Annotated in this window: 22 protein-coding genes; 7 read left to right on the plus strand and 15 right to left on the minus strand. The window is 61.8% G+C overall.

The window, feature by feature from the left end; translation table 11 throughout:
• The 8 genes from hemL to hemE all read right to left on the minus strand — a co-directional run bounded on the left by hemL (position 1) and on the right by hemE (position 8764).
• Positions 1–1323 (minus strand): glutamate-1-semialdehyde 2,1-aminomutase, encoded by a 1323-nt coding sequence (gene hemL / locus JOE65_RS11870; protein WP_205163388.1) that lies wholly within the window; start codon positions 1321–1323, stop codon positions 1–3.
• A 36-nt stretch (positions 1324–1359) separates the two neighbouring features.
• Positions 1360–2343, minus strand: coding sequence for a porphobilinogen synthase (gene hemB, locus JOE65_RS11875; RefSeq protein ID WP_205164188.1), 984 nt, complete (start codon positions 2341–2343; stop codon positions 1360–1362).
• 2 nt (positions 2344–2345) lie between these two features.
• A complete protein-coding gene (locus tag JOE65_RS11880) occupies positions 2346–3206 on the minus strand; it encodes a uroporphyrinogen-III synthase (RefSeq protein WP_205163389.1) in 861 nt (286 codons plus the stop codon).
• Positions 3207–3263: 57 nt separating this feature from the next.
• Entirely contained in the window at positions 3264–4235 is a 972-nt protein-coding gene (gene hemC, locus JOE65_RS11885; protein ID WP_338021631.1) for a hydroxymethylbilane synthase, read from the minus strand.
• Positions 4235–5434: a ferrochelatase gene (locus JOE65_RS11890; RefSeq protein ID WP_205163391.1), complete on the minus strand. Its 1200-nt coding sequence runs from the start codon at positions 5432–5434 to the stop codon at positions 4235–4237. The genes hemC and JOE65_RS11890 overlap by 1 nt, the downstream gene beginning before the upstream one ends.
• On the minus strand, positions 5431–6129 hold the full coding sequence (gene hemQ, locus JOE65_RS11895; protein ID WP_205163392.1) for a hydrogen peroxide-dependent heme synthase: 699 nt from the start codon (positions 6127–6129) through the stop codon (positions 5431–5433). Before hemQ ends, JOE65_RS11890 begins: the two co-directional genes overlap by 4 nt.
• A gap of 89 nt (positions 6130–6218) precedes the next feature.
• A complete protein-coding gene (gene hemG / locus JOE65_RS11900) occupies positions 6219–7700 on the minus strand; it encodes a protoporphyrinogen oxidase (protein WP_205163393.1) in 1482 nt (493 codons plus the stop codon).
• Positions 7697–8764 carry a uroporphyrinogen decarboxylase gene (hemE, locus tag JOE65_RS11905; protein WP_205163394.1) on the minus strand — a complete coding sequence of 356 codons (1068 nt, stop codon included), beginning with the start codon at positions 8762–8764 and terminating at the stop codon, positions 7697–7699. Before hemE ends, hemG begins: the two co-directional genes overlap by 4 nt.
• 146 nt (positions 8765–8910) lie before the next feature.
• On the opposite strand from hemE, the gene JOE65_RS11910 reads away from it, so the two are divergent.
• Positions 8911–10257, plus strand: coding sequence for a glutamyl-tRNA reductase (locus JOE65_RS11910; protein WP_205163395.1), 1347 nt, complete (start codon positions 8911–8913; stop codon positions 10255–10257).
• Positions 10258–10270: 13 nt separating this feature from the next.
• On the opposite strand, the gene moeB is transcribed toward JOE65_RS11910, so the two are convergent.
• Positions 10271–11452, minus strand: a complete 1182-nt coding sequence (gene moeB / locus JOE65_RS11915) for a molybdopterin-synthase adenylyltransferase MoeB (protein WP_205163396.1) — start codon at positions 11450–11452, stop codon at positions 10271–10273.
• Between the two features lie 116 nt (positions 11453–11568).
• On the opposite strand from moeB, the gene JOE65_RS11920 reads away from it, so the two are divergent.
• Both JOE65_RS11920 and JOE65_RS11925 read left to right on the plus strand, forming a co-directional pair.
• Positions 11569–12189: a TetR/AcrR family transcriptional regulator gene (locus JOE65_RS11920; RefSeq protein ID WP_205163397.1), complete on the plus strand. Its 621-nt coding sequence runs from the start codon at positions 11569–11571 to the stop codon at positions 12187–12189.
• A gap of 49 nt (positions 12190–12238) precedes the next feature.
• Complete coding sequence (locus JOE65_RS11925) at positions 12239–12463, plus strand: DUF3107 domain-containing protein (RefSeq protein WP_205163398.1); 225 nt, start codon at positions 12239–12241, stop codon at positions 12461–12463.
• 61 nt (positions 12464–12524) lie between these two features.
• Here the strand turns inward: JOE65_RS11925 and JOE65_RS11930 are convergent, their stop codons facing one another.
• Genes JOE65_RS11930 through thiO form a run of 3 tightly spaced genes read right to left on the minus strand, consistent with a single transcriptional unit; the run spans position 12525 to position 14726 of the window.
• Positions 12525–13316, minus strand: coding sequence for a thiazole synthase (locus JOE65_RS11930; RefSeq protein WP_205163399.1), 792 nt, complete (start codon positions 13314–13316; stop codon positions 12525–12527).
• Between the two features lies 1 nt (position 13317).
• Positions 13318–13554: a sulfur carrier protein ThiS gene (gene thiS, locus JOE65_RS11935; protein WP_205163400.1), complete on the minus strand. Its 237-nt coding sequence runs from the start codon at positions 13552–13554 to the stop codon at positions 13318–13320.
• A complete protein-coding gene (gene thiO, locus JOE65_RS11940) occupies positions 13551–14726 on the minus strand; it encodes a glycine oxidase ThiO (RefSeq protein ID WP_205163401.1) in 1176 nt (391 codons plus the stop codon). The genes thiS and thiO overlap by 4 nt, the downstream gene beginning before the upstream one ends.
• Positions 14727–14852: 126 nt before the next feature.
• On the opposite strand from thiO, the gene thiE reads away from it, so the two are divergent.
• The gene (gene thiE / locus JOE65_RS11945; protein ID WP_205163402.1) at positions 14853–15506 is read left to right on the plus strand and encodes a thiamine phosphate synthase; all 654 of its coding nucleotides are present in this window, start codon (positions 14853–14855) and stop codon (positions 15504–15506) included.
• 3 nt (positions 15507–15509) lie between these two features.
• Here the strand turns inward: thiE and JOE65_RS11950 are convergent, their stop codons facing one another.
• Positions 15510–16214 carry a ferritin-like fold-containing protein gene (locus JOE65_RS11950; protein WP_205163403.1) on the minus strand — a complete coding sequence of 235 codons (705 nt, stop codon included), beginning with the start codon at positions 16212–16214 and terminating at the stop codon, positions 15510–15512.
• 365 nt (positions 16215–16579) lie between these two features.
• Here JOE65_RS11950 and JOE65_RS11955 point away from each other — a divergent pair, with 365 nt between their 5' ends.
• A complete protein-coding gene (locus tag JOE65_RS11955; protein ID WP_205163404.1) occupies positions 16580–18262 on the plus strand; it encodes a DEAD/DEAH box helicase in 1683 nt (560 codons plus the stop codon).
• 17 nt (positions 18263–18279) lie between these two features.
• Complete coding sequence (locus JOE65_RS11960; protein ID WP_205163405.1) at positions 18280–19182, plus strand: DNA-methyltransferase; 903 nt, start codon at positions 18280–18282, stop codon at positions 19180–19182.
• A 51-nt stretch (positions 19183–19233) separates the two neighbouring features.
• Here JOE65_RS11960 and JOE65_RS11965 read toward each other — a convergent pair whose 3' ends face one another.
• The gene (locus JOE65_RS11965) at positions 19234–20079 is read right to left on the minus strand and encodes a PHP domain-containing protein (RefSeq protein WP_205163406.1); all 846 of its coding nucleotides are present in this window, start codon (positions 20077–20079) and stop codon (positions 19234–19236) included.
• Between the two features lie 155 nt (positions 20080–20234).
• On the opposite strand from JOE65_RS11965, the gene JOE65_RS11970 reads away from it, so the two are divergent.
• The gene (locus JOE65_RS11970) at positions 20235–21779 is read left to right on the plus strand and encodes an aminopeptidase P family protein (RefSeq protein WP_420827523.1); all 1545 of its coding nucleotides are present in this window, start codon (positions 20235–20237) and stop codon (positions 21777–21779) included.
• 149 nt (positions 21780–21928) lie between these two features.
• Here the strand turns inward: JOE65_RS11970 and JOE65_RS11975 are convergent, their stop codons facing one another.
• A complete protein-coding gene (locus JOE65_RS11975; RefSeq protein WP_205163408.1) occupies positions 21929–22684 on the minus strand; it encodes a general stress protein in 756 nt (251 codons plus the stop codon).
• Positions 22685–22695 lie beyond the last annotated feature (11 nt).

Raw genomic sequence — 22695 nt, forward strand, 5'->3', positions numbered from 1 at the left:
TCAGGCTGGTTGCGCCGCCGCAGCGGCGCGGGCAGCAGCGGGTAGAGCGTTGATGACCCTCTCCATGGCGGCGTCGTCATGCGCTGCGGAGAGGAACCAGGCCTCGAAGACGGAAGGAGGCAGGTAGACCCCGGACTCCAGCATGGAGTGGAAGAACGGTGCGTAACGATAAACGTCCTGGGCCTGTGCATCCGCATAGTTATGGACGCCGTGCGCAGCTGTCCCAAACGCGACGCTGAACAGGTTGCCTGCGCGCTGGATGCTGTGGTTCACCCCGGCCGCTGTCAGGGCGTCCTCGAGTGCGCCTGAGAGTTCCAGGGACTTGGCGTCGACGTGCTGGTAGACATCGGCGGTCGCAGCAGTCAGCGTGGCTACGCCGGCAGCCATGGCGACGGGGTTTCCAGAAAGAGTCCCTGCCTGATAAACCGGGCCGGTCGGAGCCAGGAATTCCATGACATCTTTCCGACCGCCAAGGGCAGCGACGGGAAGCCCACCACCGATGACCTTGCCGAAAGTCAGAAGATCCGGTGCCCATTGCTCCTCCGATCCTGACGCGCCGCCGGTGAGTCCCCAGTACCCGGCGGGGCCGGTGCGGAATCCGGTCAGGACTTCATCCATGACGAAGAGTGCACCGTTGGCCCTCGTGATCTCTGATAGTGCCTTGTTGAAACCGTCTCCAGGAGTCACCACGCCCATGTTCGCAGGTGCCGCTTCGGTGATGACCGCCGCGATCCTGTCCCCATGCTCAGCGAAGGCAGCCTCCACAGCCGCAATATCGTTGTACGGCAGCACTAACGTTTCGGCCGCCGTCGCCTCGGTGACGCCCGCTGACCCCGGCAGCGCGAGCGTGGCAAGGCCGGACCCGGCCGATGCTAGCAGGCTGTCCAGATGACCGTGATAGCAACCAGCGAACTTGATGACGAGGTTGCGGCCAGTAAAGCCGCGCGCAAGACGGACAGCCGTCATCGTCGCTTCGGTTCCAGTGGAAACCATCCGAAGCCGCTCCACGGCAGATACCCGATTCCTTACCAGCTCTGCGAGATCGGCTTCAGCCGGGGTGGAGGCGCCGAAAGACAGTCCCTTATCGACGGCGCTGTGAACAGCTTCCAGCACGGCTGGATGCGCATGTCCCAGGAGTGCCGGACCCCATGAGCAGACGAGATCCACGTAATCGCGGCCGTCGGCATCGCTCACGTACGCACCCTTGGCGGAGACGATGAAGCGCGGAGTTCCGCCCACGGAGCCGAAGGCGCGTACGGGTGAGTTCACCCCGCCCGGCATAACGTTTTGAGCGCGTGCGAACAGTTCTTCAGACGTTGCCATTGTATTCTTCCGTCGTGGTGGGTAGGTGCTTTTGCGTTACGAGCGGTCGCGAAGCCACTGAGCCATTTCGGCCGCCCAATACGTGAGTATGATGTTTGCGCCAGCCCGTTTGATGCCGAGAACTGACTCCTCGATGGCGGCTTTGCGATCTATCCAACCGTTAGCGGCTGCCGCCTCGATCATCGCGTACTCACCCGAGATCTGGTAAGCGGCCACGGGAACCGGCGATATTCTTGCGACGTCCGCCAATATGTCAAGGTAGCTCATGGCTGGTTTGACCATGATGATATCCGCGCCTTCCTCGAGATCCAGTTCCACCTCGCGCAGGGCTTCGCGTCGGTTGGCGGAGTGCATCTGGTACGTGCGTCTGTCTCCTTTCAGCTGCGAATCAACAGCTTCGCGGAAGGGACCATAGAACGCGGATGAATATTTGGCAGCATAAGCGATCTGGCTAACGTCCTGGTGCCCCGCAGCGTCCAGCGCCTGGCGAATGACGGCTACCTGACCGTCCATCATTCCGGAGGGGCCAAGCATGTGGGCTCCCGCGTCGGCCTGGGTGACCGCCATCTGCGCATAGATTTCCAGGCTCGCGTCATTGTCGACGGACCCATCCTCGGCCAACACCCCGCAATGACCATGGTCGGTGAATTCATCCAGACAGACATCGCTCATGATCACCAGGGCGTCACCGACTTCGGCGCGAACCGCAGCGATGGCCTTGTTCAGGACGCCGTCGGGGTTAGTGCCCGCCGTACCGCACGCATCCCGCTCCGCCGGGATTCCGAACAGCATGATGCCGCCCAATCCAAGTTTGACGGCCTCGGCAGAGGCACGAACGAGGCTGTCCATGGTGTGCTGGACAACCCCTGGCATGGACCCGATGGGGTTCGGTTCGCTGAGCCCCTCCCGGACAAAGGCTGGAAGAACCAGCTCTGCAGGATCCACACGGTATTCAGCAGTCATTCGGCGCATGGCCGCCGTCGAGCGGAGACGGCGTGGACGGTGGTACGGGACAGACATGGTCATCTCGAATCTGTTGATAGACGGCCGGCTGAAATCAACGCTGCGGCAATACCGGCTGGACTTGGTTCGCTGGCGACGGCACTGACCGGAACACCGACGAGCGCCGCCTCAGCAGCCGTGATCTCTCCAATGGCGATCATCAGCAGGCGTTCCGGCAACTTTCCCGCGATTAGTGCTACCCGCCGGGTAACGCTGGGGGACGTGAGGATCACGGCGTCAATATTTCCAGCGTGAAGCGCTGTACGGAACGCATCCACGGTGAGAGCTGGCGGCAGCGAGGATGACCGACCAGGGCCCCCAGTTTCCGCCAACTGTTCACTAATTTTCAGCTCGTCAACGGCGGGATAGTCGACCGTCCGGTAAGCGATAACGGGCAGGACCTGCCAGCCCCGCTCTGTGATCCCGGCTGCCACCGTAGCGGAAGCGATGTCGGCTTGTGGGACAAGCACACGATTACTAATGCCCGACCCCGCCGGAACCGCCTCCGGCAACGGCCAGTTCTTGACGAGCGATCGACCGGATTGTTCACCGGCGGGCACAAAATGAACGGCTATGCCCTCGGCCACCAGTGCATCTCGGGTCGTGTTGCCCACGGCTGCGACACGGGTGACGGCTGGAATCATGAGCGCAAGCTGACGTCCCATAGACCGAGCCCGCTGCTTCAGTGCACGAATCGTTGTGGTGCTCGTGATAACGAGCCAGGCAAAACGGCCCTCACTGAGCAGAGCAAGGCACTGGTCCAGATCGGAGGTATCCGATGGGAACTCAAAATCGATGAGTGGGACCAGCTGAGGAATAGCTCCCTCTGCCTCCAGACCCCGAACCATGGCCGCCGCCCGATCCGGTGCCCGTGGAATCATGACCCGCATTCCCTGAAGTGGGCCGGCGGACGGTTGATTCTTGCTGCGGATCACTGTTCATGCCTCCGGCAGGCTGGTCAGTTCTCCCGCGCCCTCGGCGAGTAACTGTTCCGCAACTGCGATACCAAGGGACAGAGCCTGACCGACCTGATGACTTTCAGCGTCTACGGTGCGGCTCACGCGAACGGAACGTTTGCCATCATCACTGCAAACCACTGCTTCCAGCGTCAAGTGCCCATCTTTCGCCTGTGCCAGGGCTCCGATAGGGGCGCTGCAGCCGGCCTCGAGCCTCGCCAGAAGCGATCTCTCCGCAGTGACGCACAGCCTGGTGGCGGCGTCGTCGTACTCTTTCATGGCCGAAGCCACAGTTCCGCTGGACGCATCAGCTTCCCGACATTCAACCGCCAGCGCACCCTGCCCGGGTGCTGGAAGCATGATGGATGGATTCAGCAATTCCGTCACCACCTCAAGCCTTCCCAGCCGTTGCAGACCAGCGGCGGCCAGTACGACGGCGTCCAGGTCGCCGAACTTTCCATCAACGATTTTGCCCTCGGACATACCCCGAACCCGGTTGAGCCGTGTTCCCACGTTGCCCCGGATGTCGACGACGTCCAGATCTGCCCGGGCCAAACGCAGTTGGGCAGCGCGGCGCGGCGACCCGGTGCCAACTCGTGCACCGATGGGCAGTGCTTCCAAGGTCAGCGAGTCCCGTGCACAGAGTGCGTCACGATAGTCTGCCCGTGACGGAATCGAAGCCAGCGATAATCCTGGCTCCGCCCACGTGGGTAGATCCTTGAGTGAATGCACCGCGACGTCGCATGTCTCAGCCAGAAGTGCCTCACGCAGGGCGGCAACAAAGACCCCGGTGCCACCGATCTGCGCCAGCGATCCCTTGAGGATGTCTCCCTCGGTTTTGATGCGCACCAGTTCCACGGCGAAGCTGCCCAGCTCGGCCAGCGCCTCGGCCACCGTGGTGGTCTGGGTAACAGCGAGCGCGCTCCCGCGCGTTCCGATGCGGACGGGTGTCACTACTGCGGCACTCCAACTGTTGAGTCTGCTCCGGCCACGGTGGGCTTGCGCGTTCCGTCGCGCATGATCTTGACGCAGCACTCGGGCCGGCAGACATCGAACCATGGTGGGATGCCGGTTGTGGCAGCGCGCCCCTCGATATGGTGATCCACTGTGCGTTCACAGATCATATCCACGAGTCCTGCGACAAATTTTGTATGAGTGCCCGGGGTGGGCGCCCGAAACGCAGCAAGACCCAGCTTTTGGCACGTTTCCATGGCCTCAGTGTCCAGGTCCCAGAGAACTTCCATGTGATCGCTGACGAAGCCCAGAGGCACGATGACGACTCCACTGGTTTTGCCCTCGGCCGCGAGGTGTTCCAGCGCCTCATTGATGTCCGGTTCCAGCCACGGTACCTGGGGTGCGCCAGAGCGTGACTGGTAAACAAGGGACCAGTTCAGGCCAGCGGCTTCCGGGATGCTGTCCATGATGGTTTGAGCTGCAGCCAGATGCTGGGCGCTGTAAGCATCGCCCTCGAAGGAGCTTGAGCCGTCCTCCTGCCGCGGTCCAGCGGCTTCGGCATCCGAGGTGGGAATGGAGTGAGTGGCGAACATAATGTGGATTCCGGCAGCGCCTTCTTCACTCTTCTCCGCGAGCTGGCGGCGGACGTCAGCCAGGCCCTCGGCCGTTCCCTCGATGAACGGCTCAACAAAGCCGGGGTGGTTGAAATATTGCCGGACTTTGTCCACTTCGAGCTTGCCTTCAAGGCCGGTCTCCACCAGTGCTACACCGAGATCTTCCCGATACTGGCGGCAGCTCGAATAACAGGAATAGGCGCTGGTGGTGACGGTCAGAACCCGGCGGTGGCCGGCGTCGTACGCTTCCTGGAGCGTTTCACCGATGAAGGGCGCCCAGTTCCGGTTGCCCCAAAATACTGGCAAGTCGATTCCTCGGTTGCCCAGCTCAGTCTCCATAGCAGCCTTCAATGCTCGGTTCTGTGCATTGATAGGGCTGATTCCACCGTTGGCGCGGTAGTGCTGAGAAACCTCTTCCAAACGCTCATCCGGTATCCCCCGACCACGGGTGACATTGCGGAGGAATGGGATGACATCTTCCTGCCCTTCAGGGCCACCAAAGGATGCGAGCACGATGGCGTCGTAGTCCTTAGGAGCCATCCGGCCGTTTTCGTCATAGCCTTCGCGGGGGTCAAAACTGTTCATCGGAGGACCTCCAGGGTTTCTTGTGGGGTAATTCGGCGGCCAGTGTAGAAGGGAACTTCTTCACGGACGTGATTGCGGGCGTCTGCTCCGCGGAGGTGACGCATGAGATCAACCAGATCAACCAGTTGAGGAGCTTCAAGTGCAAGCAACCATTCCCAGTCGCCCAGCGCAAAGGAAGGAACGGTGTTGGTCAGGACTTGGCGATAGTCGATGCCCATCATGCCGTGGCCGCGCAGCATCCGGGAGCGGTCTTCCGCCGGAAGCAGGTACCACTCGTAGGAGCGGACAAATGGGTAGACGCAAACCCAAGCCTCTGGATCCACCCCACGGGTAAAGGCTGGTGAATGGTCCTTGGCGAACTCGGCGGCGCGGTGGACGCCCATGGCCGACCAGGCGACGTCGGTTCCGGAGAACATCTGTGTCCGGCGGATCTGGCGAACCGCGGCTTGCAGGGCCTCCGCGCGGGGCCCGTGGAGCCAGAACATGACGTCCGCGTCTGCGCGCAGAGCGGAAACGTCGTAGATGCCGCGGACCGTGATGTCCGGCATGTCTGACAGGAGCTGTTCGAGTTCAGGAACTGACTGCGTGTCTGGAACCGGGTTGCCCGGCGACCTCTTGAACACGGTCCACAAGGTGAAGAAGAGCTCTTCTTCGGCTGCGGGAACTGCGGGATTCGTTTCAGCGCTTGTCGTCATGTATAACAGTCTGCCCCTTGGTCGCATCCGAGGGAAATTGGCGACTTCTACATCAGGTAGAAGTCGCCAATCTCACATTTTTCTGGTCTTCAAGCCGTTGGAGGATGCGCGTGCGCTAGCTTTCGCATCCGGGCCCGCGTATCCCCGATGACCGCTGCGAGCCCTGTCCCGGAAAGCCATGCTCCAACAACTTCGAGCCCATTTTCGCTGGCGACCGATGCCCGGATTCTGGCAACTCGGTCCCGATGGCCGACTGCCGCTGCGGGAAGGGCTCCGATCCAGCGAACCACATCCCAACCGACCACGTCCTCAGCTCCGATGCGAATGCCGAGCAGGACGCCGGCGTCGGCGAGCGCTTGCTCATAAAGCTTTTCATCAGACCACATTTCCGGACGGTCCTCCCCCTGTGGCTCGGCGCGGCCGTACGACAGCCGCAGTACGTGACCGCCAGGGCCCGTTGTCTCGGAGAGCCACTGCCACTTCGCCGTTGCATGGGTCAGGGCTTTCGCCACCACGGGCGAACCGTTCTGAGCTTTCACCCCGGGAGCCACCAGCACACCTGTCCCGCGTGGATTGACGTCCAGCTCCGGGAGGTCCACGACGAGAGTGACCAGCGCAACGCCGGCACCCGGGGTGGGCGTCTCCTCCTTCAACTGGAGGACACTCTCACCTAGCAGGCCCACAGCGGTGGGGCCATCGGTGGCCATGACCAGCACATCAGCAGTGAACTCAGCACCGTCTGACAGCACAGCCCAGCGGGCACCGGAGGATTCGCCTGATTCGCGGATGCCCGTCACTCGAGTATCGGCGAGGAGGCGCACCCCACCGCCGCGCAGGGTGTCGATCAGCGCCGTCGTCAACCGATTCATGCCCCCGGCGAGCCCGCCGACAGCGGAACCCGCGGGCGCATCGGCACGGATCGAGGCGACGGCGGCGCCCAGAGACCCGTGTTTGGCCATGGCGGCACGGAGCCCCGGGGCGACGACGTCGACATCCAGAACTGAGGGATCGGAGGAAAACACTCCGGCAGCTATGGGGGTGACCAGCCGCTTCAGAACCTGGTCTCCCATCCGTTCCTGGACTACTTCTGCCAGGCTGACGCGATCACGTTTCACCAGGGAACCGAGCGGCATCACCTTATCCAGCGCCGCCCGCACGGCCGCAGCGTTGCCGATGGCGCGAACGACGTCGGGCTCCCTGGGGTTTGCTGGAATCCCAAGAATGCCCGTGGAGGGAAGCGGTTGGGCTGACGCGCCAGGATCTGAACCGGGTAATTGGAGCCACGCCCCACGTTGGGCCGGATAGACAATGTCCTGCCAGAGCCCCAGCTCCGCGGCGAGGTCAGCCACGGCCTTACTGCGCGTGGAAAAAGAATCGGCACCGGCATCGAGTGTCAAGCCCGCCACCTCGTGGCTCGTGACGCAGCCCCCGAAATGCGGGGACGCCTCCAGAATCGTCACCGTGAACCCGTGCTGCCGCAGGTCATGGGCAGCCGTCAACCCCGCGATTCCTCCGCCGACGACGACCGCGGAAGGGGTGATATCTGCTTCCGGTTGGTGGCGGGCGTTCATGCCGGCAACTCAACGGAGTGGATCAGTTCCACCACCCTGGTCAGGACCTCCGGATCAGTGTCCGGCGGCACACCGTGTCCCAGGTTCACCACGTGAGCGGGAGCGGCGCTTCCCGCGGCAAGTACCTCCCGGACGTGAGCTTCCAGAACCGGCCACGGAGTGGACAACATGGCCGGATCAATATTTCCTTGAAGCACCGTTGAACCGCCGAGCCTGCGGTTGGCTTCATCCAGTGGCAACCGGTAGTCAACTCCGACGACGTCCACCCCGACGTCACGCATGGCCAGAAGCAGCTCCGAAGTTCCCGTCCCGAAGTGAATCAACGGCGCGCCGGTGTCACGGACGTGGTCCAGGGCCCGGACTGACGCGGGAGCTACGAACGTCGAGTAATCGAACAGGCTCAGCGACCCGGCCCACGAATCGAAGAGCTGCGCGGCGCTCGCTCCTGCTTCAACCTGCGCCCGGAGGAACCTGCCGGAGGCATCCGCCGCCCAGTCCGTGAGGGCCCGCCACGTCTCTGGGTCAGCGTGCATCATGGTGCGTGGCCCCAGATGGTCTCGAGACGGCTTCCCCTCCACCATGTAGGCCGCCAGAGTGAACGGTGCGCCGGCGAACCCGACGAGCGGAGTGCTTCCGAGTTCTGCGACGACAAGACGAACGGCTTCACGGATGGGGTCCAGCGACGCGTCATCGAGGCGGGGAAGTGCCGCCACGTCTTCGGCGGTGCGCACAGGGCGCCCCAGGACCGGCCCAACGCCAGGGACGATATCAACGTCGATGCCGGCGAGCTTCAGTGGAATGACGATGTCAGAGAAGAAGATACCGGCGTCGACGTCATGTCTCCTGACGGGCTGAAGCGTAATCTCCGCCGCGAGCGCAGGATCAAGGCAGGCTTCGAGCATCTCGGTTCCCTTCCGGACAACCTTGTACTCGGGCAGTGAACGGCCAGCCTGACGCATGAACCATACGGGCCTACGTTCCGGCTTTCCTCCGCGGTAAGCGGTGATCAGGGGTGATCCGGAGGTGCGTCCATCCATCAATGGGTGCGAAGCGCTAAGAGTCATGGTCCGATTCTCCCCAATATCGACGTCAATAGATAACGCCCCGTCCGCGCGCCGTTCTGTGGTGTCATGAATCACCCCCAAAACAGCCAAAAATAAGGGTGACCTATTCGTCGTCGTCGGCCTGCTTTCGTTACCATGGACGTACTGTGGTTCTCTTTTCGCTCGTCGCGACGCACTCTGATGTGGACCTGGAAACAGTTGCCAGAATGAGCAACGGATCCTCCCAGGTCGCTATTTCTGTGCTCAATGGCGCTCACCCCGGCTCAGCGGCCACGGTTTCCGGAACAGTGGTTCTGGCCACCTGCAACCGGTACGAACTCTACTGCGAGGCTCCTTCTGCCGCCGATGTGGAAGCCGCCCGTGCGTCAGTCATCGCAGAGATCAGCGCCCAGTCCAGTCTTCCGGAAAGCTACGTCTCCCGGTCGTTTTCAACACGGACCGGCGAGGACGTAGCCCAGCACCTGTTTGCCGTGAGTTCCGGGCTCGATTCAGCTGTTGTTGGCGAACGTGAAATCGCGGGCCAGGTTCGCCGGGCACTCATCAACGCTCAGGAGAGCCAGACCGCCAGCGGACCCCTTGTACGTCTTTTTGAGGCTGCATCTCGCACGGCCAAGGAAGTGGGTTCCCGGACGGCTCTGGGCAGTAGAGGGCTGTCTATTGTTTCCGTTGCGCTGGATCTGGCCACGGACATTTCGGTTTCGCGGGACTGGTCCGCCACGAAGGTCGTCGTCTTCGGGACTGGCGCCTATGCCGGAGCAACCCTGTCCTTGCTGCAAGAACGCGACTGCGCCGATGTTTCCGTCTACTCTTCATCAGGCCGTGCCGAATCTTTCACTGCCACACGCGGCGGAGTGCCCCTGGATGCCGGCACACTTCTCGGCAGCCTGGCTGAGGCCGACGTCGTGATTGGCTGTAGCGGAAGTGACAACCAGGTGAGCGCAGAAGACGTCCAGCGGGTACGGCCCACGGGGTCCAAACCGCTCATCATCGTCGATCTTGCATTGACTCATGACTTTGATCCAGGCGTGGCTGCACTGAAGAACGTAGAACTCATCACGTTGGAATCGGTGCGAATGGCAGCTCCCGAGGAACAGGCTGAATCGTTGAAGGAGGCCCGCCGCATAGTGGTGGAATCTGCAGCCGAGTTCAATACGCAGCTCCATGCGCGCACCATGGACGCTTCCATCGTCGCCTTGCGCAAACACACGACGTCCGTCCTTGATTCAGAGATAGCTAGGGTACGCGCACAGCACGGTTGTACAGCCGCCGCCGAACAGGTGGAGTTCGCGCTGCGTCGCATGGTACGTCAGTTGCTACACGTCCCCACGGTACGCGCTCGGGAACTTGCTGCCGAGGGTCGCCAGGATGATTACATCTCTGCGTTGGAGGCCCTTTACGGCATAGCTGTGGACCAGCCAGTCGCTCGGGGTGGCAGAGCCGTCTCAGGTGGCTATGAAGCAACGGACGCAGATGGCCGCACGGCCAGCGCCTAACTAATTCAGGGCACTAATACAGAGGCTTCTCCGGCTCCACCTTCAGCACCCAGTCTTCAATTCCACCGGTAACGTTGTGAACCTTCGTGTGGCCGGATTCCCGTAGAAACCGGACCACCGACTCCGAGCGCGTACCTGATTTGCAGTGGATATACATTTCCCGATCCGGCAGTTGCACCGCACCGGAAAGAATGCGGTCTTTGGGAATGTGTACCGAGCCCTCAATGTGAACAATTCGGTACTCACCGTCCTCCCGAACGTCGATGAGCTCGAACCGGCGCGACCCTTCCGCACGCTCGACAAGCAGCTCCTCCAGGTCCACAACGTCGATGCTCGGCACGTCGTCCTCCGCGCTCGAGGTAGCGGCTGGCATTCCGCAGAAGGCCTCATAATCGGCAAGTTCGGTGACCGGTGTTGCCTCCGGATCCGGGCGGAGCCCGATTTCGCGCCAGCTCATCGCGAGCGCATCGAGGATCAGTACCCGCCCCAGTAGGCTCCTTCCGATGCCGGTGATCAACTTGATGGCCTCGTTGACCATCACGGATCCTATCTGTGCGCACAGCACGCCCAGCACACCTCCTTCGGCACACGAGGGTACCGATCCAGCCGGCGGGGCCTCCGGGTAGAGGTCCCGGTAGGTGGGGCCGTAGCCGGTCCAGAAGACGCTCACCTGCCCGTCAAAGCGCAGGATGGAACCCCACACATAGGGCTTACCGAGGATCTGCGCCGCATCGTTGACCAGGTATCGCGTTGCAAAGTTGTCCGTCCCGTCAAGGATGAGGTCATAATCGGCAAATAGTTCCAGAACATTAGAGGTGTCCAGACGTACCTGGTGCAGCACCACCTCCACGAGAGGGTTGAGTTCACGGACGCTGTTCGCCGCCGACTCGCCCTTGGTCCGGCCGACGTCGGACACGCCGTGAATCACCTGTCGCTGCAGGTTGGATACATCTACTGTGTCGTCATCGACAATCCCCAGAGTGCCCACTCCTGCTGCGGCGAGATAGAGCAGCGCAGGAGATCCAAGACCGCCTGCCCCGATGACCAGCACCCGGGCATTCTTGAGCCGCTTCTGCGCAGTGACGCCAAACTCCGGGATCAGCAGGTGTCGGGAGTAGCGCTGATACTCCTCGTTGGTGAGGTCCGCGGCGGGCTCAACCAGCGGCGGCAGTGTGGGTTCGGTTCCGTTGGCCATACTTCAATTTAGGCTAGTAGCCCGCCCGGGTAAACTGGAGCGGTGCCCGTCGATTCGACGTCCCGCGAGAAACAGGGGGTCCGGCAACACCACCAGATCTTCGAGAGGCCCGCCCCATGCCATCCGATAAGCCGTCCAGGGCCAAACCTGCCCGTCTTCCGCGGGAGGAACGACGGCGGCAACTTCTGCGGGCTGCCCACCAAGTATTTGTTGCCAACGGTTATCACGGGGCAGCCATGGATGACATTGCCGAGGCCGCGAATGTCAGCAAACCAGTGCTTTATCAGCATTTCCCGGGCAAGCAGGAGCTCTACCTGGCTCTGCTGGACAGCCACCTCGCCGCCCTGACAACGCTGCTGATGGACGCACTCGGCTCCACAACGGACAACAATCTTCGGGTGCAGGCCACAATGAGGGCGTACTTCCAGTTTATCGCCCAGGATTCGCAAGCTCATCGTCTCGTTTTCGAGTCCGACGTCGGCAATGTTCCCGAAGTGAGCAAACGTTTGGAAGCCTTTGACGCACAGTTTGCTGACGCCATTGCCGGCGTCATTGCCGAGGACACCAAACTGTCTCACCTGGAGGCAACGCTGCTGGGCCGGGGCCTTGCTGGAATGGCGCAGGTCAGTGCCCGCTACTGGCTCGAAACGGAGGGGACTCTGGATATCGATGCGGCAAGCGAACTGATCTACCGTTTAGCCTGGCGCGGAATCAGCCGCTTCCCCAAGGAGATCTAGGATAGGTTCTGGGCACGGAAGCAATCATCACCTACAGGAGGTATCTGGCATGGAAGTAAAGATCGGAATTCAGCATGTGGGTCGTGAAATTGTCATCCAGTCCGCTGAAACGGCGGAAGCAGTGGCTGACGTAGTGACCAAGGCTATGAATGGCGGGGCGGAGTTGAGGTTGTCAGATGAGAAGGGGAATCTTCTTATCGTCCCGGTGAACACGCTCGGATATGTCGAGATTGGCGCTGCAGAGACGCGGCGGGTGGGTTTCGGCGCAGTCTAAAAACTGACAACGTGAGCCGGCGGGATGCGCATCCCGCCGGCTTTTTCGTGTCCAGACCCGGTTAGAGGTCCGCCCGACCCTCGAGCTGTGATGATGCGAGCGCGTGGCGGCGCCGTGGAATGCGGCCGGCCTTTGAGGCCAGCCGGCCTGCTGCCACAGCGTAGCGGAAGGCTTCGGCCATCATCACCGGGTCCTGGGCTCGGGTCACCGCGGTAGCCAAGAGCACTGCATCACAACCGAGCTCCATGGCCAGTGCGGCATCCGAGGCAGTGCCGATGCCGGCGTCGAGAACTACGGGAACCGAGGCACGGGAGACGATGAGTTCGATGTTGTGCGGATTCAGGATTCCCAGGCCGGTACCGATGGGCGCACCCAGGGGCATGACGACTGCCGCCCCGAGCTGCTCCAACCGCAGGGCGAGCACGGGGTCATCATTGGTATAGGCAAAGACGGTGAACCCCCGCGACACGAGCGTCTCTGTGGCGTCAACGAGTTCGACGGCGTCCGGCAGCAGCGTCTCTTCATCGGCGATGACTTCAAGTTTGACCCAGTTCGTTTCAAGCGCTTCCCGGGCAAGTTCGGCCGTCATGACGGCTTCACGGGCGGTAAAGCACCCGGCGGTGTTAGGAAGCACCCGGATGCTCTGACGTTCCAGCAGTTCAAAGAGTGAGCTGCCAGCCCCCGGGCTGTACCGCCGCATGGCGACCGTGGTCAGTTCGGTCCCCGATGCTTTCAAGGCACCGCCCAGCCCGTCGAGGCTAGGCGCTCCACCAGTTCCCATGATCAACCGTGATCCGAGCTCCACACCGTCAATGAACAGCGGATCGTGGACAGTCTTCTCAACCGTTTCCATCTCAACCTCCCTGTACAGCGGTGACAACTTCGACGTCGTCGCCATCATCGAGTAGCTGGGCGTGCCATCCCGCGCGCCGGGCAATGTCCCAGTTGTGCGCTACCGCAACGCCGAGCCGCGTCCCGTCAGCTGGCTGACCGGTGTCAGTCAGGTCCCTCCCGGTAACATCGGCAACCACGGCCAGAAGGGTTGTCCCCTCGGTCAGGGACTTTGCCTTGCCATTGACGGTAACTTTCATGCGGTTTCTCCTTGGAATCGGTCGGGCAGGAAAGCCCGATACGCGGGGTCGGCGGGTCCGCCATCGATCAGGTCATTGCAGATGGAGGCCGTCACCGGCATCAGTAGTACTCCGTGGCGGAAGAAACCGGTAGCGCAGATGAGGCCCTCAACACCTCGGGGACGGCCAAGCAGCGGCGCGTTGTCCGGCGTCCCGGGCCGGGCTCGGCAGGTTGCTTCCTCGAATTCGAGCTCAGCAACGGCCGGGACAATCGTCTGTGCATCCCGAAGCAGCTCATACACTCCCCCAGCGGACACCCCCGTGGTGCCTCCTTCACGCTGGGTTGCACCCACGACGACGCTCCCGTCCTGGCGCGGAACAAGGTACACCGACCGGCCGCGGATGACCCCGCGCACGGTGGCAGTCAGGAGAGGCTGCAGATGACGGGGTACTCGAAGACGCAGAACGTCCCCGTAGACCGGACGGACTGGCAGGGAAAGAGTCGCGGGCAAATCCTTGATCTCGGGGCTCTGCAGTCCGTTCGCAATGACGGTTTCATCAGCCTCCACGTGGGTCCCATCCACCAGCACGACACCGGCAACCCGCGTCCGGTTGCCGTCGTCGTAGGCCAGAGACTCAACCGATTGTGCCTCCAACATGCCGCCGGCCCGGACGTCGTCAATGAGTACGCGAGAGAGCAGACGCGGATCCACCTGCCGGTCCCCCGGAATCCGGAACGCGGCGCTCAAGCCGGGCCCGAGCATGGGCTCCTCGGCCCGTGCCTGACGCGTTGTCATATCCTCAACCGTCAGCCCCTGGCGCACTTGCGCCTGCTTCAGGTCGGCGAGCACTTGGCGGTCAGCGGCATCGGCTCCCACGGCAATGGTCTGCGTGCGCTGGTAGCCCGTGGTGCGCCCACCCGCTTCGAGGCGGGACATCAGCGCCGGGTAGCGCCGTGCGGATTCAACGGTCAGGGCGAGCAGATGCTCCTCCTGATAGTGAAGCTCACTCACGGGCGCCAACATGCCGGCAGCGGCGTACGTTGCCCCGGAAGCGGGTGCGGGATCAAAAACCGTTACCTGGTGACCTCGCTGGATAGCCTCCCAGGCGATTCCCAGCCCGATGATTCCTCCGCCGACCACGGCAACGCGCTTACCAGCGGCCCTGGAGGTGCTGGATAAAACTGGAGTCATCGATGGTCCTTCCCTACGCCGGCATAACCCGGATCAGGTTCGTTGTTCAGTCAACAACACGGTCGGCCTGATGCCCTCTCAGCCTCTGTCGCAAGGCTCCCGCAGTACGGCTCTATTGTAGGTCCTATGGCCATTTCTGAAGCACGTCTGTACCTCTGCACCGATTCCCGATCCCGGCAGGGTGATTTTGAGCAGTTTCTCGACGCGGCCTTTGCTGGCGGGGTAGACATCATCCAGCTGCGTGATAAGACCATTCAGGCGGGCGAGGAACTCGACCTGCTGCAGATTCTCCGCTCGGTTGCGCAGCGGCACTCCAAGCTGTGGTCAGTCAACGATCGCGCCGACCTCGCAGCGGCCTCGGGCGCACCGGTGTTCCACGTTGGGCAGCAGGACATCCCTCCCTCGGTAGCCCGCCGATTCCTCGGACCAGACGTCGCTATCGGGCTCTCCTCCAACACCCAAACGCTCGCCGCGGAGGCCATGGATAGCCCCCATCTGGACTACTTCTGCACGGGGCCCATCTGGGCAACCCCCACCAAACCGGGCAGAGCCGCCGTCGGGCTGGATCTGATCCGCAGTACCGCCCGGCGTGAGCAGGAGCAGCAGGCCGCGGGACATGAGACCAATCCTTGGTTTGCCATCGGCGGAATTGACCTGACAAACGTTGATGAGGTAATCGACGCCGGCGCTCGGCGAGTCGTCGTCGTGCGGGCCATCACCGACGCCAGTGACCCCGCTCAAGCCGCTGCCCGCGTTCTTTCCCGCCTACCGGATCTGTGATGCTCAGGCGGTCAGTTTCAGCGCATTCATCCGATACGAATGGTTGCGGGTCAGCCGGGTAAAAATTCTGCTGATCTCAGCTTCCAGCTGGGCGCCGTCGTCGTCCTTAAGCATCCTGCCCACCACGCCCCGTTCCAGGCTGACCTGGCGCGTGCGAGTCAGGGCCTCCCCCACCAGACGCCGTCCCCACAGGGCGAGCCTGGACGCGAGTCTCGGATCATTGGCGAGCGCGGATTCTAGCCGTGCCAGTAAATAGGCGCTCTGCGTCTCGGCGGAATGGATCTGCTGAACCAGGTCCCGGGTGTCGCTGTCCAATAATGTGGCGATCTCGCAATAGAAGTCCCGGGACACAGCATCCATGACGTAGTGCTTCATCAGCGATTCGTACCAGTCAGCCGGTTTGGTGCGCTCATGGAAGGCATTGATAGAGGCGACAAACGGTCCCATTGCCTGCTCGACATCGCCGCCGGAATTCTGCACGTGCGTAGCAACGAGCTCAAAATGCTGAAACTCCGCCACTGCCAACCGTCCCAGAGCAAGACGGTCCGTCAGTGTCGGAGAGAATCGTGCATCAGAAGATAACCTCTCAAAAGCCGAGAGCTCCCCATACGCCATGGCGCCGAACAGATCTATGAGCAGCCTCGAATAATCATGCGCCACCGCTGCCAGTGCGCCTTCCGCAGACGTGTCTTCAGTGCGTTTGTCCATGCGGGCCAGCCTACGATGATGCACCCTTGAGCACCGCATTAAGTCGGTGCCAGCGTTAGCCAGCCCGCTCGCGGGGCGCGCCAATAAATGGTCTGGGCGGCTCAGCAGCGCTCCGCAAGGTAGACTAATCCTGTAGTAATGGATGCCCGGTCGTTGAAAACACGTCATTAAACACATGTTTAGACATTCTGACCGCAATACCTACGCGATCTTCTCCGCCGACATGCTTTCGCGCATGAACCGGCCCGCAGTTGCAAGCCCGCGATCGGCTTCCACTGAACGCGCTGCGCTTTCGCCTGGCTCCGATCCTCGCCCTTTCTCAAGGGGTGGGGAACCCGTTGAGCATGGACGGCCGCAGTGCCTGAATGAACGGTAATTCAACATTGAGCACAGAAAACAACCACGTCAGCAATGACCACGTTCTCCACGCATCGGACACAGGGGAGGACATCGCCGTCGAAGACAGCTTGGTCACTTCCGGTGAGGCCCGCGAGCCCGCTGTGGAGACGTTCGCTGATTTCAATGTCCGTCCGGACATCGTCGAGTCTCTGGCAGACGCCGGGATCCTGCATCCCTTTCCCATCCAGAGCATGACCCTCTCCGTAGCTCTGGGCGGTCACGACATTATCGGGCAGGCAAAAACCGGTACGGGCAAGACTCTCGGGTTCGGTATCCCCACCATCCAGCGGGTAGTCGGTCGCGACGACGCGGACTACAGCAAACTTCCCGTACCCGGTGCACCTCAAGCACTGGTCATCGTGCCCACCCGTGAACTCGCTGTTCAGGTGGCAGCGGATCTCACCACCGCGTCGAAGAAGCGCAACGCCAGGATCGTCACCATTTACGGCGGTCGGGCCTACGAACCGCAGATTGATGCTCTCACCAAGGGTGTAGAGATCGTCGTTGGAACTCCTGGACGCCTGATCGACCTCTTCAAACAAAAGCACCTCAGTCTGAAGAATGTTCGCATTGTTGTCCTCGATGAAGCGGACGAGATGCTGGACCTCGGGTTCCTCCCCGACGTCGAAATGCTGATGTCAGCCACGCCGGCCATCCGCCAGACGCTGCTCTTCTCGGCCACCATGCCCGGCCCTGTTGTCGCCATGGCTCGCCGATACATGACCAAGCCAACGCACATCCGCGCGGCTGACCCCGACGACGACGGCATCACCAAGAAGGACATCCGGCAGATCTCCTACCGCGCACACAATCTGGACAAGGCCGAGGTAGTGGCCCGGATCCTGCAGGCCCGTGGCCGTGGCCGGACCATCATCTTCACCAAGACCAAGCGCACTGCCGCGAAACTCTCCGAAGAGCTGATGGACCGCGGGTTCGCCGCCGGCGCCATTCACGGAGACCTGGGTCAGGGTGCACGCGAACAGGCCCTGCGCGCCTTCCGCGGAGACAAAATTGATGTTCTGGTAGCCACCGAAGTTGCTGCACGTGGCATCGACGTCGAGGACATAACCCATGTCATCAACTACCAGTGCCCCGAAGACGAGAAGGCTTATCTGCACAGGGTGGGCCGTACGGGACGCGCTGGCAAGAAGGGCACCGCGGTAACGTTCGTTGACTGGGATGAGATTCCCCGTTGGGGCTTGATCAACAAGGCCCTCGGACTTGAGCACCCCGAGCCCATTGAAACGTATTCCTCATCTCCGCACCTCTACACTGATCTGGACATCCCCGAGGGGACCAAAGGCCGTTTGCCGCGTAGCTCGCGTAAACTCGCCGGAATCAACGCGGAGAAGCTTGAAGATCTAGGGGAGACAGGCAAGCGGCACCCTCAGTCCAGTGGTCGTAGTGGCTCATCGGATAAGGGCGGGCGGTCCCAGGATGGTGGCCGCGGTCGGACCAGTAGCTCACGTTCGGGCGAATCCCGGTCCAACGAGTCCCGCACAGCGGAACAGCCTGCCCGGGGCAACGACGGGCGCAAGAGCGACGCCGAATCAAAGCCGGTCAACCGACGAAACCGCACACGCACCCGCCGTCGTAATGGTGAAGTTGTCGCACCGGAAAATTCGGGCACCCCGAAAGCTTCCGAGTAAGCGCAGCACCTTCTTCCATGACGTCGACGCCTTTCTCACCCGACGGCAGCTCGCTGCTGGTGCACGCTGACAATGCGGAGTACTTGCCCACGCTGCCCGACGGTGCGTTCACCATGATTTACGTTGATCCGCCGTTCAATACGGGCCGGTCCCAGCGCCGTCAGCAGACCACTATGGTCAGGGCAGCCGACGGCGCCGGAGACCGCATCGGATTCCAGGGGCGTAGCTACACAACGGTGCGCGGCTTGCTGGCCAGTTATGACGACGCGTTCGATGACTACTGGTCATTTCTTGAGCCGCGACTCCGCGAGGCGTGGCGACTGCTCGCCGATGACGGAACTCTGTACCTGCACCTCGATTACCGTGAGGTGCACTACGCCAAGGTCATGTTGGACGTCATCTTTGGTCGTGAGTGCTTCCTGAACGAAATCATCTGGGCTTACGACTACGGCGCACGGGCTACACGGCGATGGCCTGCCAAGCATGACAACATCCTCGTCTACGTGAAAAATCCTACGAGCTATCACTTCGACAATGCGGAAGTGGATCGGGAACCGTATATGGCTCCTGGTCTCGTCACGAAGGAAAAAGCGGAGCGCGGGAAGCTACCAACGGACGTTTGGTGGCACACCATTGTTTCGCCCACCGGCAAGGAAAAAACGGGGTACCCCACGCAGAAGCCGGAAGGACTGCTACGTCGTGCAGTGCACGCCAGCAGCCGCGAGGGCGATTGGGTGCTGGACTTCTTCGCTGGCTCCGGAACCCTTGGGGCGGTTGCCGCCCGAACGAACCGAAAATTCGTGTGCGTCGATGCCAACCCGCAGGCCATTGAGGTCATGGAGCGCCGGCTCTCTCACGCGGCCCGCACGATCACGCCGGAGTCACCCCTTGCCGCCGAGATCACCCACCACACCCCGTGATCTCGCGGACAAACCCCGACTTCGACCGGAAGTGGGAAAGCGGACGGCCAGTTAGCGGATAGGCGTTGTGCCGGTTCCCAGTTCTTCTATATGGGCCAGCACATCCGCTGAGGTCAGATTCTCGCCGAGCAGGTTTGGTTTGCCCGCTCCGTGGTAATCGGATGACCCCGTCACCAGCAAACCATGTTCGTCCGCAATACCGCGCAGCTTTTCCTTACCCTCATCCGAGTTATCCCGATGGTCGATCTCCAACCCCGCCAGGCCGGCGTCGATCATTTCGTTCATGGTGTGCTCGGTGACAACCCGTCCTCGAAGCGACGCCGCCGGGTGCGCAAACACCGGCACTCCCCCGGCTTTCCGGATGAGTTCGACGGCGAGCGCCGGGTTGGGCGCATAATGACTGACAAAGTAGCTCGAACGGCCATTGAGAATATGGGCAAAGGCTTCGCTGCGCGTTTCGACGACATTGAGCCTCACAAGAGCGTCCGCAATGTGGGGCCGGCCCACCGTAGCCCCTGGAGCCAGATGCTCAAGAACGTGTTCCCAGGTGATGGGGTAGTCGGCGGCGAGCCGGTCCACCATCTTCTCCGCACGGACGAGCCTGGCTTCCCGGGACTTGCTGATTTCGTTCAGCAGCTCTGAGTTTGCCGGATCATGGAGGTAGGACAGCACATGAACGCTGATTCCTTCGCTGGTTCTGCAGGTAACCTCCATGCCGGGGATCAACACCACCCCTTCCCCCCGGGCAGCATTCGAGGCTTCCACCCAGCCAGCCGTGGAGTCGTGATCAGTCAGTGCCATCACGTCGATCTTTGCCGCTCGGGCGGCTGTCATGAGCTCTGCTGGTGGTTGCGTGCCGTCGGATACCGTCGAGTGGGTGTGCAGGTCAATTCTCACACCACAAATCTACGCTGGTCCTCTCGTTCTTGCGCCCAGCGCACCGCCGGGCAGCCCAAACTGGGCGGTTGTCACTCACCCGTGTCCGGTGAGACGATGGATTGGTGACTAATGAAGCCAGTAATAACCCGTCCCAGTCCACGCCCGATGCAGCTGTGCCCGTGACGTCCGAGGGCCAGCCTCTCGATGACCGCAACGAGAACCGGTCCCAGCGCCCCAAGTCGGATGCTTTCAAGGCATTCATGAGGGGCCAATGGGCCGCGCCGTCGACGACGACGCCCGAGGAATCTCCGGTGGCCCCGCACGCGGCACGTCGTCGTCGTGCCCTGTCGGATAAGTTCCAGGGAGAGCGCATCGTTGTGCCAGCCGGCCCCCTTAAGGTCCGCTCCAACGACGTCGACTATCGTTTTCGTCCGCATTCGGGTTTCGCGCACCTGACTGGTTTTGGTCTCGACCATGAGCCGGACGCCGTGCTCGTCATGGAGCCCACGGCGGAGGGCACCGGCGACGACGGCGGGCACCACCACGCCACCCTGTACTTCCGGCCCCTGGCTGGCAAGGACAGTGAAGAGTTCTATTCAGATGCTCGTTATGGGGAGTTCTGGATCGGTCCCCGCCTGAATCTTTCACAGGTGAAGGCGCTGCTGGCCCTTGAAACAGCTGACCTGAGTGGTCTTGAGGTGGCCATTACCAAGGACGCCGGCGTTGTCAACGTAGGCGGCATGCGGATTCGGCTCCTGCGCGATGTGGATCTGAACATGGATGCCCTCGTGGATACATCACGCATCAACACCAGTGTGGACCTAGAAGAGTCAGACACCCTGGATGCTGCGCTGACAGAAGCTCTCTCAGAGCTGCGTCTGGTCAAGGATGCATGGGAGATCGAGCAGATGCAGCACTCGGTGGATACCACCATTGAGGGTTTCCATGATGTGGTCAAGGCTCTGCCGCGGGCTATGTCGCACCACCGCGGTGAGCGCGTTGTTGAAGGCGCGTTCTTCGCTAAGGCGCGCGAGGAAGGCAATGAGCTCGGATATGACACCATTGCCGCAGCTGGCAATAACGCAACAGTGCTTCACTGGATCCGCAACAACGGACAGGTGAAGTCCGGCGATCTACTGCTCCTTGACGCTGGGGTCGAAGCCGATTCGCTGTACACCGCGGATGTCACGCGCACGCTGCCCGTCAACGGAAAGTACTCCGACGTGCAGCGGAAAATCTACGAGGCGGTACTGGATGCCGCCGACGCCGGGTTCGCGGTCGCACAGCCCGGAAAGAAGTTCCGCGATATTCACGAGGCGTCCGTCCGGGTTTTGGCCGAGCGTCTTGCTGACTGGGGTCTGCTGCCAGTGTCGGTCGAGGAAGCCATATCCGCCGATGGTCAGCAGCATCGCCGCTGGATGCCGCACGGTACAAGCCACCACCTTGGCCTGGACGTTCACGACTGCTCACGTGCCAAGCGGGAACTCTACCTCGACGGCACCCTCACACCGGGGATGGTTTTCACCATTGAGCCCGGCCTCTACTTCAAGGACGAAGATCTTGCAGTTCCCGAGGAATACCGCGGAATCGGTGTCCGTATTGAGGACGACATTCTCATGACCGAAGACGGGCCGATCAACCTCAGTGCAGCGCTGCCCCGCAAGGCTGACGATGTTGAGAACTGGATGGCTGGAATTTACAGCCCCTCGGGCGAGTAACTACTCCGGCACGGGCCACCATCTCGGACCGCCAGGTCACCTTTTGTCCGCGAGATCACCCCTTGTAATGGGTGATCTCGCGGACAAACCCCGTTCTCGGCTGGGTAGTGGATGAGGAACGGGTGAGGTTGAGGGTAGAACGGTTGGCGCTAAGCGCGCTGATCCGGTTCCACGTTGCTCGTGGCCTCTGACTGCGCGTCCCGTCCGGCAGTAGGGGCCTCGGCGTCCGGGGTACGGATACCGTACTGCGGACGACCATCTGCCAGATCTGCGAACTGTCCGCGCGGTGTCTGGCCCTGCTCGGGTTGTGTACCTTCGGCGTGGTCGCTGTCTGTAGCCGTACTCGCAGCTGGGGTCTGGCCTTCCGACACGTCAGCAGAGGGCGCCGTCGTCTGCTGAGCCTGTCCAGCGACAGGCTCGCCGTTCATGCCCTGAAGCACTTTTTTGGCCTCAATGATGACCGATGGATCAACGATCACCTCGTAGCTGGTTGCCACAACCTGACTTGTTGACGTGAAGTCCCGCTTCCCGCGCTGGAACGCGTACGTGATGATTCCAAAGAACAACCAGAACCCGGCGCCCAGTGCCATCGTCGAGAGGACCGTCAGGTACTCGGTCTCACCAGCAAAAAGCATCAGCACAAGGCCAACGAAGAACCCGAACCAGGCGCCCGTTGCGGCACTGGAGAGCGCAACCCTGGGATAGCTGAGACGGCCGGTCACCCGTTCAACAGTCTTGAGATCGCTGCCGATAATAGAAACGTGCTGCACTGCGAACTGTTGGTCAGCCAAGTAGTCCACAGCCTTCTGCGCATCAAGGTAGGAGGAGTAACGGCCTATCGATTCCCCACGGGGGAGGTTGAGGCTACCGTCACGGGACTGAGTGCGACCAAATACATTCGACATGCTCCTATTGT

This window comes from Arthrobacter roseus (assembly GCF_016907875.1).
Classification (GTDB): Bacteria; Actinomycetota; Actinomycetes; order Actinomycetales; family Micrococcaceae; genus Arthrobacter_J; species Arthrobacter_J roseus.